The sequence below is a fragment of the Aeromicrobium sp. Leaf289 genome (genome assembly GCF_001423335.1).
Classification (GTDB): Bacteria; Actinomycetota; Actinomycetes; order Propionibacteriales; family Nocardioidaceae; genus Aeromicrobium.
In genome coordinates this window covers 141,293-154,420 of record NZ_LMNK01000004.1, presented here as the reverse complement: position 1 = coordinate 154,420, position 13,128 = coordinate 141,293, and the positions used below count along the sequence as shown (strand labels likewise).

Genomic DNA, 13,128 nt, shown 5'->3' with positions numbered 1-13,128 from the left:
GTCAGGCCAGTCGTTGCTCGGTGGCCGCGAGGAGCACGCACGTGGCGAGTCCCTCCATGGCCGTCCGCAGCTCCTCGATGGGCGGGAACGACGGCGCGATGCGGATGTTGCGGTCGCGCGGGTCCTTGCCGTACGGGAACGAGGCACCGGCCGGGGTGAGGGCGATGCCGGCCTCCTTGGCCAGCTGCACGACCCTCGTCGCGCAGCCGTCCGGGACGTCGAGGCTCACGAAGTAGCCGCCCTTGGGCTCGGTCCACGTGGCCACGTCGTGTCCGCCGAGTCGCTCGGACAGGACCTCGAGCACCACCGCGAACTTCGGGGCGAGGATCTCGCGGTGCCGGTCCATGAGCGCGTGCACGCCGTCGACGTCGACGAGGTGCCGCAGGTGGCGCAGCTGGTTGACCTTGTCGGGACCGATCGTCCGCTTGCCGATGAGTCCCGTGTACCAGGCGACGTTCTCCGGCGACGAGGCGAAGAAGCTGACCCCGGACCCGGCGAAGGTGATCTTGGAGGTCGACGCGAGCACGAAGGGACGGTCCGGGTGCCCGGAGGCGGCGCACAGGCCGACGATGTCGGCGGTCTTGGTGCGCTCCTCGGTCAGGTGGTGCACGGCGTACGCGTTGTCCCAGAAGATGCGGAAGTCGGGTGCGGCGGTCTCGAGGGCGGCCAGCTCGGCGGCCTTCGCCTCGCTGACGACCGCACCCGTGGGGTTGGCGTACGTGGGGACGATCCAGATCCCCTTGACGGCCGGGTCGGTGACGGCCTCGCGCACGGCGGCCATGTCGGGGCCGTCGTCGTGCATCTCGATGGTGCGCATGGTGATGCCGTACTGCTCGCAGATCGCGAAGTGCCGGTCGTAGCCGGGCGCGGGGCAGAGGAAGACGACCTCGTCCTCCTGCGACCACGGACGCGTCGAGCCGACCGTGCCCTTGAGCATGGCGAGCACCACCAGGTCGTGCATGATCGCCAGGCTCGCGTTGTCGCCCGCGACCACCTGGTCGACCGGCACGTGCAGCAGTTCGGCGAAGATCCCGCGCAGGTCGGCGTTGCCCACGATGCCGCCGTAGTTGCGGGTGTCGGTGCCCGCGCCGTCCTTGTAGTCCTGGCCCGGGAGGTCGAGCAGGGCGTTCGACAGGTCGAGCTGGGCCGCGGACGGCTTGCCGCGCGTGATGTCGAGGGCGAGACCGGCTGCCTTGAGGCGTTCGTAGGCGGCCGTCTGCTCGTCGTGGAGGGCGCTGATCTCTGCGGTCGAGAGGGTGTCGAGGCTCACGGTCCCAACCTACCCAAGACCGGCCGACCCGGACGCCCCAGCCGCAGTGCGCGCCCGAGTGCCCTAGACGGACAGGCCCGGCGCACCCCACAGCGCGAGCCACCGCTCGAGCTTCGGCTCGACCGGGACGTCACCCTCGACGAGCGCGCGGACCTGGATCTCGACCGGGTTGTCCCGACGCTGGCCGGCGACCGGCGCGAACGGGTAGAAGGTGCCCTGCTTGAACAGGTAGACCAGCGCCAGCGCTCCGCCGGAAGGTGCCGTGAACAGGACCGTGGAGCACAGGAGCTGGGGTCCGTACCCGGCGTCGGCGAGCGAGGAGTTCGCCGCGTGAAGGTCGGTGACCAGGCCGGTGAGGTCGCCCGGCGACCGGGTCACCTGCATCCAGCGGAAGCCTCGCCCGTCGTCGCTCAGCTCGACCGCCGCCGAGGCGTCGGTCCCGATGACCTGCTGCACCTCGGCCACGACCTGGTCGTCGCTCACGCCATCGACGTCGCGGAAGCACACGGCTCCGGCGCCCGTGGCCGTGAAGCCGGCAGCCTGCAGCGACAACCCCGCCTGGGGCACGCCGAACAGCACGTCGAGGTCGGCCTCCGGCGGCTTGGAGCGCCCGAGGATCCCGTCGAGCCAGCCCATCAGATCGGGCCCATCAGATCGGGCCCATCAGATCGGATCCGAGAGCTCGGCGCCGACCTTGGCCAGCTGCGCCAGGCGCTGCTCCAGCGGCGGGTGGGTGGCCATGAGGGCACCGGCCGACGCGCGGCTGATGGCCGGCGCGAAGAAGAACGCGCTCAGGGCCTGGGAGTCGCGCAGGTCCTTGTTGGGGATGCGGCTCATGTCGCCCGAGATCTTGGTGAGGGCCGACGCCAGCTTCGAGGGACGCCCCGTGAGGTACGCCCCGCTGCGGTCCGCGCTGAGCTCGCGGTACCGCGACAGCGCCCGGGTCAGCAGGAAGCTGATGAAGTACACCACCATGCTCACGAGGAACACGACGATGAAGGGCACGTTGTTGCCGTTGCGGTTGCTGCCGCCCCGGCCGAAGTACAGGCCCCAGCGGGTGATGAAGCCGGCCAGCAGGCCCAGCGACGAGGCGACCGTCATGACCGAGACGTCGCGGTTGGCCACGTGGGCCAGCTCGTGCGCGAGCACGCCCTCGAGCTCGTCGGCGTCGAGACGCTGCATGATGCCGGTCGTGACGCACACCGCGGAGTGGCTGGGCGTGCGGCCGGTCGCGAAGGCGTTCGGCATGTCGGTGACCGCGACGGCCACCGTCGGCTTGGGCATGTCGGCCATGACGCACAGCCGGTCGATCATGGCGTGCAGCTCGGGGGCCTGCTCCGGGGTCACGACCTTCGCGCCCATGGACCGCAGGGCGAGCTTGTCGGAGAAGTACCACTGGCCCCAGGCCATGGCGATCACGATGACGAGCCCGACGACCGCACTGCCGGAGAAGTTGATCAGGATCGCGCCGAAGGCGACGTAGAGGGCGCCGAGCCCGAGGCTCACCCCGAACATCCGTCGGGAGAGCCCCGCGTCAGGCCTGAATCTGGTGCGGGCCACGGCCGTCCTCCCCTGACTCGGTGTCCGTGGAGGACGGGTCGATCCCGAGCTCGCGGTCGAAGCGGCGCGCCTCGAGGTCGGCGGTGTCCTCGCCCGGCCGCGCGACGACCCCGTCGGCGACGAGCTCGTCCACGGCGTCGGCCTTGGCCTCGAGCTCTCGGGTGTGCCGCTCGGCCGCCTCCATCTGCTGGTTGACGGTGCTGAGCGAGGAGGTGATGCCGGAGTCGGCGCTGGTCAGCTGCGAACGGGCCTCGGCCGCGGACTGGCGGGCCGTGAGCGTGTCCTTGCGGAGCCGGAAGTCCTCGATGTTCTGCTCCAGGCGGGTCGCCGCGTCGGTGATCGTGGCCTCCTCCTTCTGGAGGGCGGCGTGCCGCTCGCGCAGGTCCGCCAGGGCCTCCTCGAGCCCGACCTTGCGCCCGAGTGCCGCGCGGGCCGCGTCGTCGTCACCCCGGGCGACGGCCTCGCGCGCCTGGCCCTCGAAGGTGCTGGACTGCTGCTCGAGCTGGCGGAGCCGCACCTCGACGCGCTTGCGGCTCGTGGTGACGTCCGCGACGCCGCGACGCACGCGCTGCAGGTGGGCCAGCTGACCCCGGTAGGTGTCGTCGAGCGAGCTGCGCAACGCGTCGCCGTCGAGCTCCTGGTGCGACCGCGACCGCCAGATGTCGCGAATCCTGCGTCCGATCCCCATGGCGCCAGAGTACGGGCACCGTGCACGACCGGGGCTGCACGACCGACGGACGCCGCAGCGGAGCATCTGGGTCCCAGGGCCCTGGGCGCCCGGGTACCCGTCTCGCTTCCATGGAGCCATGCAGACAGTGCGACCACGACGCTTCGAGCGGGGCCAAGGCTCGCTCGAGCTCGTGGGCGTCATCGTCCTCGCCGCGATCCTGGTCGGCGGGATCGTCTGGACCATCACGGCGAACAGCGAGCCCATCAGGGCCACCGTCAGCACCAAGATCTGCGAGATCACCGGCGGCAGCGACTGCGGCGAGGTGCCGGAGCCCACCGCGCCCCTGCCCGGCGACTCGACGGTGCCGACCTATCTCGACCCCTCGCTCACACCGCAGGAGCAGGCCGAGGCCGGCGAGTACGTCGCCCTCGGCGACTCCTTCTCCTCCGGGGAGGGCGGCTCGGAGTACGACCCCGACACCGACGAGAACTACGCCTCCGAGGCCGAGGACTACTACGAGAACCTCGACGAGGACGGCAATCCCCAGCCGCAGCTCTACTGCCACCAGTACGGCTGCGTCGAGGTCCCGGTCACCCAGACCGAGGCGCCGTACAACAACATGTGCCACCGGTCCGAGGGCGCGTACTCCCAGCAGATCAACGACACGTTCGACTTCGCCGGCGGCTACACCTTCGCGGCCTGCTCCGGTGCCGTCACCGAGGACTTCACCGAGCCCAACAGCGACAACGACGACGAACCGGCGCAGCTGGACAACCTCGACGAGGACACCAGCCTGGTCACCTTCACCATCGGTGGCAACGACGCGAAGTTCGCGAACACGCTCGAGCAGTGCATCAAGGACGGGATGAACCCGTTCCACAGCTGCTTCGACAACCAGTCCGAGCGCGACGAGGCCGACGAGAACATCGCCCAGGCCATCGAGAACATGCGCGAGCTGCTGCCGCAGATCCGCGAGCAGGCCCCGAACGCGAGGATCCTGGTGCTCGGCTACCCGCGCTTCTTCCCCGAGGACCCGGGCAGCGCGTGGAGCGACGGCACGCAGATCGACACCGATGACATCCTGGCCATCAACGACCTGGTCGAGGACATGGACGGCCAGATCGAGGACCTCGTGAACGAGCTCAACGAGGAGAACCCCGGTGCCTTCCAGTACGTCGACATGTACGACGCCTTCAACGGGTGCGAGATCGGCACCTCCAACGCCTGCATGAACAACATCGAGGTCCGCATCGCCGACGGCAAGCCCGACAAGAACGGCAGCTACCACCCCAACGACCGAGGACACGAGGAGATGGCCGCCATCCTCGAGGAGGCGATCCGCAATGGTCCGTGACCCGTTCACCCGCGTCGCGTCGCTGCTCGCCGTCACCCTCCTGGTGACGGTGAGCGGCTGCACGGGCGGCGACGAGCCCGCCGCGCCCGAGCGCACGTCCGCCGACCAGCGCGCCGACCTCACGATCCTGCCGGAGGACGGGCTGCCGAAGGGCTGGGTCCGCGTGCCGGCCAGCGAGCGCATCTCGGGCAACCCCGGCAAGCCCCGCTACTGCGGCGTCCCCGCCGAGCCCGCAGACGTCAAGGAGGGTCGCGTCTCCTACTACGAGCAGGAGGGGCTGCCGCGCTCCGTGCTCGAGTACGGGATGGTCGCGGACGAGCAGGCCGCCACCGACACCCTCGACGCTCTCGTGGCGGTCCGGACCACGTGCGAGGAGGAGGGGTTCACGACCGAGCCCGTCCCCGAGGACGAGCTCGACGGGCTCGGCGACCAGCAGGTGGGCTGGGACTACGACGACGGCGCCGGCAACCGGTTCCGCGTGGTCGTGTTCCGGCGCGCCGAGGTCGTCGTGGTCCTCGTCGCGACGGGTGACACGTCGGTCCCGACGCAGGAGCAGGCGACCATCGCGCGCGACGTGGACGACCGCCTGCAGGGGTGAGGATGGCGAGGTCCTCCTGTGTAGGGTGACGCCGTGACGCAGGACAACGCCGCCCCGGACGACCGCCAGAGCAACAACGCCAAGGGCCGCGCGACTCCCAGTCGCAAGGAGGCCGAGGCCGCCCGCAAGAAGGCCATGAAGACGCCCCTGACGCGCAAGGAACAGATGCGTCGAGAGCGCGACGCCCGCGCGCAGCTGCGCCAGCGGCAGCAGGAGGCGCTCCGCGCCGGCAAGGGCTCCGACCTGCCGCCCCGTGACCGCGGACCGGTCCGCGCCTTCGCCCGGGACTTCGTCGACCGCCGTCGCAACGTCGCCGAGTACCTGCTCCCGATCCTGCTGCTCGTGCTGGTGCTGAGCTTCATCAACCAGCCCTGGGCCCAGCTCGTCGTCTTCTACGCGTGGGCGGTCATCCTGCTGCTCACGATCCTCGACGAGGTGGTCATGGTCCGCGGCCTCAAGCGCGGTCTGCGTGAGCGGTTCCCGGACACCCCCACGAAGGGTGCCGTCGGCTACTCGGTGCTGCGCAGCACCCAGCTGCGTCGCTTCCGGCTGCCGGCCGTCTCCATCGATCGCGGCGCCCCGTTGCGGGACCGCTACTAGACCACCAGGTCGCAGCGCCGCCGCGACGCGGTCAGGACGGCACGACGCTGAAGCTCCACGTGACGCCGAACCGGTCGGTGAGCATGCCGAACCCTGCGCTCCAGGCCGAGGCCGCGAGCGCCTCGACGACGACGCCCTGCACCGCGAGGTCGTCCCAGTAGCCCTGGAGCTCCTCGAGGGTGTCCGACGCGACCGAGACGAACACCGCCTGCTCGGTGAGCGTCGTGTGGTTCTCCCGGCGGGTGGTGCCTCCGCCGACGAGCATGCCCTCGGTCCGGCCGGGGACGTCGTAGCCCATCACGCGGAACCCGTTGTCGGCGGACACCAGGCCGAAGAGGACCGCACCCGCCCCGGGCGCGTCGGCCGGCATGCCGGCGTCGGCGTAGGTGGTGATGGCGAGGTGGCCGCCGAACACGGACTGGTAGAGCTCGAGCGCCGCGCGGGCGTCGCCGCGGAAGTTCAGGTGGGTGACGGTCTGGATGGTCATGTCTTCTCCTTCGGTGGTGGCCGGCCGCGTCGGCCGGTGGACCCACCGTGACACCCGTTCAGGCCGGCTTCTGTCCTGAACTCCACGTAATCTCGACCCTGTGACCACCACCGCCAGGCTCCTGCGTCTGCTGTCGTTGCTCCAGGCACGGCGGGACTGGCCGGGTCCCCTCCTCGCCTCGCGGCTGGAGGTCAGCGACCGCACGGTGCGCCGCGACGTCGAGAGACTCCGTGAGATGGGCTACACCATCCAGGCCGCCACGGGCCCGGACGGCGGCTACCGGCTCGCTGCCGGTTCCGAGCTGCCCCCGTTGCTCTTCGACGACGACCAGACCGTCGCGGTGGCCGTCGCGCTGCAGACCGCACCGGCCTCCGGCGTCGGCATCGAGGAGGCCGCGGTCCGCGCCCTCGTCACGATCCGTCAGGTGATGCCCGCGCGGCTGCGGCACCGCCTGGACGCGCTGCAGGTGACCACGATCCGATCCCGGGGCACGGCACGCCCGAGCGTGGCGGTCGACGTCCTCGTCACCCTCGCCAACGCGATACGGGATCGCGAGGTCCTCCGCTTCGACTACGTCGCGAGAGGAGCACCGGACGCGGGTGACGACGTCCCTGCGGCGCGACGTGTCGAGCCGCACCACCTGGTCAGCTCCTCCGGACGGTGGTACCTCGTCGGGTGGGACCTCGACCGCGAGGACTGGCGGATCTTCAGCGCCGACCGCGTCGGCCCGCGCACGCCGACCGGGCCGCGGTTCCAGCCACGGTCCGTGCCGGGCGGCGACGTGCAGGCGTTCGTGTCGGCACGGTTCAAGGGGTCGGACCTGGACGCGTGGCCCTGCCGCGGCACGGTCGTGCTGCACCGGCCGGCGCACGAGGTACGCCCCTTCGTGGACGACGGGGTGCTCGTCGCACTCGACGACCACCGCTGCAGCATCGAGACCGGCTCCTGGTCCTGGGGCGCGCTGGCCGCCTGGTTCGGGAGGTTCGAGTCGGCGATGGACGTCGTCGGTCCGCCGGAGCTGGTCTCGGCCTTCGCCCTCCTCGCGGAGCGCTACGACCGGGCCGGCGGCGCGTCCGCCCAACCGTGAAGCGGCCGGGTCCCGCTTCGCACGCCCCGGGCGGCGAGCGGCTCGACGGCTACGCGCTGTGCAGCGACATCGGTCCGTAGACCTCGGTGTCGCCGTCGAGCAGCCGGACCTGGTCGACGCCCTGGTCGATCAGCTCGGAGAACGTCTCCCCCACCCACGACTCCGCGTCACCGCGGCTGTCGAACTCCTCCGACCGGCCCTTGTCCTGCCCGTCGGCGGTCTCCAGCACCCAGCTCCAGCTCATCGCCGTCCTCCTCGTTCGGTCCAGCAGTCGTTCGGTCCGGTCATCGTCGCGCAGGCCACGGCCCGTGTCGCGTCGGAAGTCGTCAGGTCGAGGTCGTGACGAACGGCGGCTTGGTGACCGTGAAGCGCTCCGCACGCCTGCGGACCTCCACGACCACGTCGTCACCGTCGCCGACGGACCGGTCCAGGAGGGCCAGGCCGACACCCTGGCGCAGCGTCGGCGAGAAGGTCCCCGACGTGACCTCGCCGACCACGTCGCCGGGCTCGCCGTCGGGGCCGACGGACCGCACGACCATCCCAGGACGCGGGATGCCGCGTCCTGCAGCCAGGAGGCCACGCACCAGCGGCACGGTCTTCTCCTCGCGCTGGCGGGTCAGGGCGTCCTTGCCGGCGAACGTGGGCTTGTCCCAGCCGACCGCCCAGCCCGCGCGCGCCATGACCGGCGAGATCTCGAGGGACAGCTCGTGGCCGTGCAGCGGATACCCCATCTCGGTTCGGAGCGTGTCGCGGGCACCGAGGCCGCAGGGCCGCAGACCGTGCGGCGCGCCGGCCGCCAGGAGCGCCTCCCACACCGCGGGGGCGTCGTCGGCCCGGACCACGAGCTCGTAGCCCTTCTCACCGGTGTAGCCGGTGCGGCACACGATGGCCTCGGCGCCACCCACGGGCGCCTCGACGAACGACATGTACGCGTGGTCGACGGGCACGCCGACCGCCTCGAGGACGGCCTCGCTCGACGGACCCTGCACCGCCAGCACGGCGAGCTCGCGGTGCCGGTCGACGACCTCGACCCCCTCCGGGGCCGACGCCTGCAGCTGCGCGACCACGGCGGCGGTGTTCGCGGCGTTCGGCACGAGGAAGACGTCGAACTCGCTGCGGACGTAGGCGATGAGGTCGTCGACCGTGCCACCGGTCTCGTCGCAGCAGAGCGTGTACTGCGCCTGTCCGGGGCCGATGCGCCGCAGGTCGTTGGTGAGGACGGCGTTCACGTGGTCGAGGGCGCCCGCCCCCCGCACGCTCGCCTTGCCCAGGTGGCTCACGTCGAACAGGCCCGCAGCCTCCCGCACGGCCGCGTGCTCGGCGAGCACCCCGCCGCCGGACTCCGAGGGATACTCCAGCGGCATCGTCCACCCGCCGAACTCGGCCATCTTGGCCCCCAGGGCCACGTGGTGGTCGTGCAGCGGCGAGCGGAGCAGGTCCATGCGACTCAACCTAGCGGCCTGCGTGATTACATGGGATCCATGGCCCCTTCGACGCCGTCGCGCGTGAACGAGTCCCTTCTGCCTGACGTCTCGGTCAGCACAGCCAAGCCGTCGTCGGTCAAGGCCGACGTCCTCGTGCTGGGCGTGCGCAACGACGACGACGCCGGCGACCACGCCTCGACGCTGGCCCTGCTGGGCTTCACCGGCGAGAAGGGCCAGGTCGTCACCGTCCCTGCCGGCGAGGCCGCCAAGGTCTCGACGGTGGTGGCCGTGGGCCTGAGCGCCGAGCCCGATGCGGAGGAGCTGCGCCGTGCGGCCGCGAGCGGCGTGCGTGCGGCGGCCCGCACCAAGGCCACGTCCGTGGCGCTGGCCCTGCACCCGGCCGAGGGCGACGAGGTCACGGCCGTGGCGGAGGGCGCCCTGCTCGGCTCCTACCGCTACGAGGCCTACAAGACCAAGCCGACGTCCGACGACGATCGCGTGCGGACCCTCACCGTGCTGTCCGCCTTCGCCCGCCAGTCGACGGTCGTCGACGCCGTCGAGCGCGCCGCAGTGGTGGCCCGCGCCACGGCCCTGGCGCGTGACTGGGTGAACACCCCGCCCGGCGACCTGCGGCCGCCGGCCTTCGCCGACCAGATCGTCGAGCGCGCCGGTGGCACCCCCGTCAAGGTCTCGGTGTGGGACGAGAAGCGCCTCGAGAAGGAGCACTGCGGCGGCATCCTCGGCGTGGGCGCCGGGTCCGACGCGCCGCCCCGGCTGGTGCGCCTCAGCTACGAGCCCCGCAAGCCCGTCACCCACCTCGCCCTCGTGGGCAAGGGCATCACCTTCGACTCGGGCGGCCTCTCGATCAAGAGCGGCGCCGGCATGCAGACCATGAAGATCGACATGGCGGGCGCGGCTGCGGTCGTGGCCGCGACCCTGGCCATCGCCGAGCTCGGGCTGCCGATCAAGGTCACGGCGTTCGCCTGCCTCGCCGAGAACATGCCCAGCGGCTCGGCCACCCGCCCCGGCGACGTGCTCACGATGCGCTCCGGCTCCACCGTCGAGGTGCACAACACCGACGCCGAGGGTCGCCTCGTGCTCGCCGACGGTCTCTCCCTGGCGGTGGAGGCCGGCGCCGACCGCATCATCGACGTCGCGACGCTGACCGGTGCGTGCGTCGTGGCGCTCGGTGAGCGCACCAGCGGCGTGCTCGGCAACGACGACGCGCTGAGCGAGTCGGTCCTCGACGCCGCGAAGGCCACCGGGGAGTCGATGTGGCCGCTGCCGATCGTCGAGGAGATGAAGTCCGCCGTCACGTCCTCCAAGATCGCCGACATCCGCCAGCACAACCCGAAGCCGTACGGCGGGACCCTGTTCGCGGCCGCCTTCCTGCGCGAGTTCGTCGGCGAGACCCCGTGGGCGCACCTGGACATCGCCGGTCCGTCGTTCAACGACGGCGCCGAGCACGGCTACACGCCGTCGGGCGGGACCGGGGTGTCGGTCCGCACGCTCGTGCGTCTGGCGAGCGACCTGGCCGCCGCCGGTGCCTGAGGACCGACCCGCCACCGAGGTCGGACCACTGCTGGAGGGCACCCGTCGTGCCCTCGACGCCCGCCTCGCCGAGGAGCAGGTCCGCCGCCGCGTCCCCTCGGTCACGGCGGCCGTCGTGCGCGGAGGTGCGGTGGTGTGGAGCGGTGCGGCCGGCCACCTCGACGGCAAGGCGGACTCCCCGCTCGCCACGCCGCAGACCCAGTACCGGATCGGGTCCATCACCAAGACGTTCGTCGGCACCCAGGTGCTGCAGCTGCGCGACGCTGGTCTGCTCGACCTGAACGACCGGATCGGCGACCACCTGCCGGAGCTCGGCGGGGGTGCCGGGCCCCGGGCGGCGAGCGGCACCGACCTACCGGTCACGGTCGCCCAGCTCCTGAGCCACACGTCGGGCCTGCAGGCCGAGACCAACGGACCGTGGTGGGAGCGGACGCCCGGCCAGGCCTGGGACGAGCTGCTGGCGTCGGGACCGCGCCTGCTGTTCACGCCCGGCACCCGCTTCCACTACTCCAACACCGGCTTCGGCGTGCTCGGCGAGCTCGTCTCCCGGCTGCGGGGTCGGCCCTGGCACGACACCGTGCACGAGGACCTGCTCGATCCCCTCGGCATGGTGGCCACCAGCCACCGGCCGACCGACGACGCCGCCCCCGGACTCGCGGTCCACCCGTTCGCCGACCTGGCGCACGTCGAGCCCGAGCACGACGCCGCTGCCCTGGCCCCGGCCGGCCAGCTCTGGTCCAGCGCCGAGGACCTGGCCCGGTGGGCCGCCTTCGCCGCCGGCCACACCGCCGGGCTGCTCGATGACGCCACGCTGCGCGAGATGCTCCGGCCCGTCGCGGTGAGCGACGTCACCGGACAGCCGTGGACAGGCGCCCACGCGCTCGGGTGGCAGGTCTGGAACGTCGCGGGCCGCCGGTACGTCGGCCACGGCGGATCCATGCCGGGCTTCCTGGCCTCGCTGCGCGTCGACGTCGAGTCAGGCGACGGCGTCGTGGTGCTGGCCAACACCACCTCGGGGCTGGGCCCGGTCGGGACCGACCTGCTGGACCTCGTGCGCGATCGCGAGCCGGTCGCCTCGGCGCCGTGGCGCCGTGCGACTGCCCAGCGGGAGAGGCTCGACCTCGTGGGTGACTGGTTCTGGGGGACGTCCCGCTACACCGTCCGGCTCGACGGGGACCAGCTCGTCCTCGGCGAGCCCGGGCAGGGCCGCGGTGCGCGCTTCGCCTCCACCGCCGACGGTGCGTGGGTCGGTCTCGAGGGCTACTACGAGAACGAGCGGCTCACGGTGCGCCGCGACGCCGACGGCCGACCCGTCCAGCTGGACCTCGCCACGTTCGCGTTCACCCGGACCCCGTACGACGCGTCGCCCGACGTCGAGGTCCCGGGCGGGCTCGACGAGGCGGGCTGGTCGTGAGCGACGATCCGCTCTGGGCCGCCTACGTCGCGGCGCACCCACAGCACCGCGACGAGGTGCCCGCTGTCGGACCGTTCGGCAGCTCGGCCGCGATGGCGGACCGGCTCCTCGACTACGTGCTCCACGGCCCGAAGCGGGCCACCTGCGGACTGCCCGACCCCGACGAGCCCGTCGTGCTGGGCGGCCACTGGGTGGTGGAGGACGGCTCCGGGCGGTCACGCGTCGTGCTGCGCACCACCGACGTGCGCTCGGGACGGCTCGACTCCGTCGACGACGTCTTCGCATGGGACGAGGGCGAGGACGACCGCACCCGTGACTCCTGGCTGCGGGAGCACCGCCGCTACGTGGCGCGCGGACTCGGGCTGGCCGACGAGGCCGATGTCGACCACGTCGAGGTCGTCTTCGAGCGGTTCACGGTCGTCTGGCCCCCCGAGCACGCCGACTGAGGCGTGCGGGTCAGTCGCCGGCGAGGCCGAGGGTGCGGGCGGCCTGCTCGACCTCGTCCCACTCGCTGCGGTCGCCACCGCGGCGGTCGGGGTGGGAGCGGGCACGCGCCTGCTTCCACCAGCGACGGAGCACCTCGTCGTCGGGGCGGACGGTGGCGTCGCCCGTGACGTCGGCCGACACCTGGAGGGTGGCGATCGCGTCGCGCTCGCGCGGCGAGAGCGGACGCGGGCCCGACGGCGCCGGCGCCGTGGAGCCACCGGGCGTGGAGCGACGCGGGCCCGGCGCGGACGAGCGCGCCCGACCGGTGTCGCGGGCCTGCTTGCGCACGGCGTAGTCGCGCATGCGCTGCGGGTACCCCACCCGGTTGGCGTCGTAGACGGGGATCGCCAGCTTGCGGGCGAGGTCGGCGGCCGCCTTGGGCGACTCGACCCGACGGCGGATGGACTCACCGTCCGACGCCACGAGGACGACCGTCGGCTCATTGAACGACGTGCGCGGCTCGACGTACGCCTCGACGCCGTCACGCTCCCCCGCCCAGGCGCGCAGCGTGGCCATGTCGTCACGCGTCGCGCGACGATCGGAGCTGCCGCGTCGGCGGCCGAACAGAGCCATGGCGACATTCTGCCCGACGACTGGTGGACGACCGGGAGAATCGCGCAGGGACCC

General features: G+C 72.2%; 15 protein-coding genes. 7 read left to right on the top strand and 8 right to left on the bottom strand.

The features are described 5' to 3' along the window. Position 1: 1 nt before the first annotated feature. The 4 genes from ASF37_RS13325 to ASF37_RS13310 all read right to left on the bottom strand — a co-directional run bounded on the left by ASF37_RS13325 (position 2) and on the right by ASF37_RS13310 (position 3,518). Positions 2 to 1,270, bottom strand: a complete 1,269-nt coding sequence (locus tag ASF37_RS13325) for an aminotransferase class I/II-fold pyridoxal phosphate-dependent enzyme (protein WP_055965675.1) — start codon at positions 1,268 to 1,270, stop codon at positions 2 to 4. A gap of 63 nt (positions 1,271 to 1,333) precedes the next feature. After that, positions 1,334 to 1,906 carry a hypothetical protein gene (locus ASF37_RS13320; RefSeq protein ID WP_055965673.1) on the bottom strand — a complete coding sequence of 191 codons (573 nt, stop codon included), beginning with the start codon at positions 1,904 to 1,906 and terminating at the stop codon, positions 1,334 to 1,336. 27 nt (positions 1,907 to 1,933) lie between these two features. After that, positions 1,934 to 2,785, bottom strand: a complete 852-nt coding sequence (gene htpX / locus ASF37_RS13315) for a zinc metalloprotease HtpX (protein ID WP_235500010.1) — start codon at positions 2,783 to 2,785, stop codon at positions 1,934 to 1,936. A gap of 19 nt (positions 2,786 to 2,804) precedes the next feature. After that, positions 2,805 to 3,518 (bottom strand): PspA/IM30 family protein, encoded by a 714-nt coding sequence (locus ASF37_RS13310; RefSeq protein WP_055965671.1) that lies wholly within the window; start codon positions 3,516 to 3,518, stop codon positions 2,805 to 2,807. A 118-nt stretch (positions 3,519 to 3,636) separates the two neighbouring features. Between ASF37_RS13310 and ASF37_RS13305 the strand changes: the two genes are divergently transcribed. From ASF37_RS13305 to ASF37_RS13295, 3 genes are read left to right on the top strand one after another with little or no spacing between them, the layout of a single operon-like run. After that, complete coding sequence (locus ASF37_RS13305) at positions 3,637 to 4,854, top strand: SGNH/GDSL hydrolase family protein (RefSeq protein WP_162237355.1); 1,218 nt, start codon at positions 3,637 to 3,639, stop codon at positions 4,852 to 4,854. Next, a complete protein-coding gene (locus ASF37_RS13300; RefSeq protein WP_056555559.1) occupies positions 4,844 to 5,452 on the top strand; it encodes a hypothetical protein in 609 nt (202 codons plus the stop codon). The genes ASF37_RS13305 and ASF37_RS13300 overlap by 11 nt, the downstream gene beginning before the upstream one ends. A 33-nt stretch (positions 5,453 to 5,485) precedes the next feature. Beyond that, positions 5,486 to 6,052, top strand: coding sequence for a DUF3043 domain-containing protein (locus ASF37_RS13295; protein ID WP_056581158.1), 567 nt, complete (start codon positions 5,486 to 5,488; stop codon positions 6,050 to 6,052). A gap of 31 nt (positions 6,053 to 6,083) precedes the next feature. Here ASF37_RS13295 and ASF37_RS13290 read toward each other — a convergent pair whose 3' ends face one another. After that, on the bottom strand, positions 6,084 to 6,539 hold the full coding sequence (locus tag ASF37_RS13290; RefSeq protein ID WP_055965663.1) for a VOC family protein: 456 nt from the start codon (positions 6,537 to 6,539) through the stop codon (positions 6,084 to 6,086). 100 nt (positions 6,540 to 6,639) lie between these two features. Between ASF37_RS13290 and ASF37_RS13285 the strand changes: the two genes are divergently transcribed. Then, positions 6,640 to 7,626, top strand: a complete 987-nt coding sequence (locus tag ASF37_RS13285; protein ID WP_056581155.1) for a YafY family protein — start codon at positions 6,640 to 6,642, stop codon at positions 7,624 to 7,626. Positions 7,627 to 7,675: 49 nt separating this feature from the next. On the opposite strand, the gene ASF37_RS13280 is transcribed toward ASF37_RS13285, so the two are convergent. Further along, entirely contained in the window at positions 7,676 to 7,870 is a 195-nt protein-coding gene (locus ASF37_RS13280) for a hypothetical protein (protein WP_055965659.1), read from the bottom strand. 82 nt (positions 7,871 to 7,952) lie between these two features. Beyond that, on the bottom strand, positions 7,953 to 9,068 hold the full coding sequence (gene gcvT / locus ASF37_RS13275) for a glycine cleavage system aminomethyltransferase GcvT (protein WP_056581149.1): 1,116 nt from the start codon (positions 9,066 to 9,068) through the stop codon (positions 7,953 to 7,955). A 63-nt stretch (positions 9,069 to 9,131) separates the two neighbouring features. Here gcvT and ASF37_RS13270 point away from each other — a divergent pair, with 63 nt between their 5' ends. The 3 genes from ASF37_RS13270 to ASF37_RS13260 are packed head-to-tail and all read left to right on the top strand — an operon-like array spanning position 9,132 to position 12,461. After that, positions 9,132 to 10,601 carry a leucyl aminopeptidase gene (locus ASF37_RS13270; RefSeq protein WP_235497669.1) on the top strand — a complete coding sequence of 490 codons (1,470 nt, stop codon included), beginning with the start codon at positions 9,132 to 9,134 and terminating at the stop codon, positions 10,599 to 10,601. Then, on the top strand, positions 10,594 to 12,015 hold the full coding sequence (locus tag ASF37_RS13265; protein ID WP_235500002.1) for a serine hydrolase: 1,422 nt from the start codon (positions 10,594 to 10,596) through the stop codon (positions 12,013 to 12,015). Before ASF37_RS13270 ends, ASF37_RS13265 begins: the two co-directional genes overlap by 8 nt. Next, positions 12,012 to 12,461: an ASCH domain-containing protein gene (locus ASF37_RS13260; RefSeq protein ID WP_200931233.1), complete on the top strand. Its 450-nt coding sequence runs from the start codon at positions 12,012 to 12,014 to the stop codon at positions 12,459 to 12,461. The genes ASF37_RS13265 and ASF37_RS13260 overlap by 4 nt, the downstream gene beginning before the upstream one ends. A 10-nt stretch (positions 12,462 to 12,471) precedes the next feature. Here ASF37_RS13260 and ASF37_RS17500 read toward each other — a convergent pair whose 3' ends face one another. Beyond that, positions 12,472 to 13,074, bottom strand: a complete 603-nt coding sequence (locus tag ASF37_RS17500; RefSeq protein ID WP_200914511.1) for a hypothetical protein — start codon at positions 13,072 to 13,074, stop codon at positions 12,472 to 12,474. Positions 13,075 to 13,128: the final 54 nt, after the last annotated feature.

Bases quoted from the DNA above. Each gene is read 5' to 3' on its own strand.
- ASF37_RS13305 (WP_162237355.1), top strand. From the start codon at position 3,637: ATGCAGACAGTGCGACCACGACGCTTCGAGCGGGGCCAAGGCTCGCTC.
- htpX (WP_235500010.1), bottom strand. From the start codon at position 2,785: ATGTTCGGGGTGAGCCTCGGGCTCGGCGCCCTCTACGTCGCCTTCGGC.
- ASF37_RS13290 (WP_055965663.1), bottom strand. From the start codon at position 6,539: ATGACCATCCAGACCGTCACCCACCTGAACTTCCGCGGCGACGCCCGC.
- ASF37_RS13300 (WP_056555559.1), top strand. From the start codon at position 4,844: ATGGTCCGTGACCCGTTCACCCGCGTCGCGTCGCTGCTCGCCGTCACC.
- ASF37_RS13280 (WP_055965659.1), bottom strand. From the start codon at position 7,870: ATGAGCTGGAGCTGGGTGCTGGAGACCGCCGACGGGCAGGACAAGGGC.
- ASF37_RS17500 (WP_200914511.1), bottom strand. From the start codon at position 13,074: ATGGCTCTGTTCGGCCGCCGACGCGGCAGCTCCGATCGTCGCGCGACG.
- ASF37_RS13320 (WP_055965673.1), bottom strand. From the start codon at position 1,906: ATGGGCTGGCTCGACGGGATCCTCGGGCGCTCCAAGCCGCCGGAGGCC.
- ASF37_RS13310 (WP_055965671.1), bottom strand. From the start codon at position 3,518: ATGGGGATCGGACGCAGGATTCGCGACATCTGGCGGTCGCGGTCGCAC.
- gcvT (WP_056581149.1), bottom strand. From the start codon at position 9,068: ATGGACCTGCTCCGCTCGCCGCTGCACGACCACCACGTGGCCCTGGGG.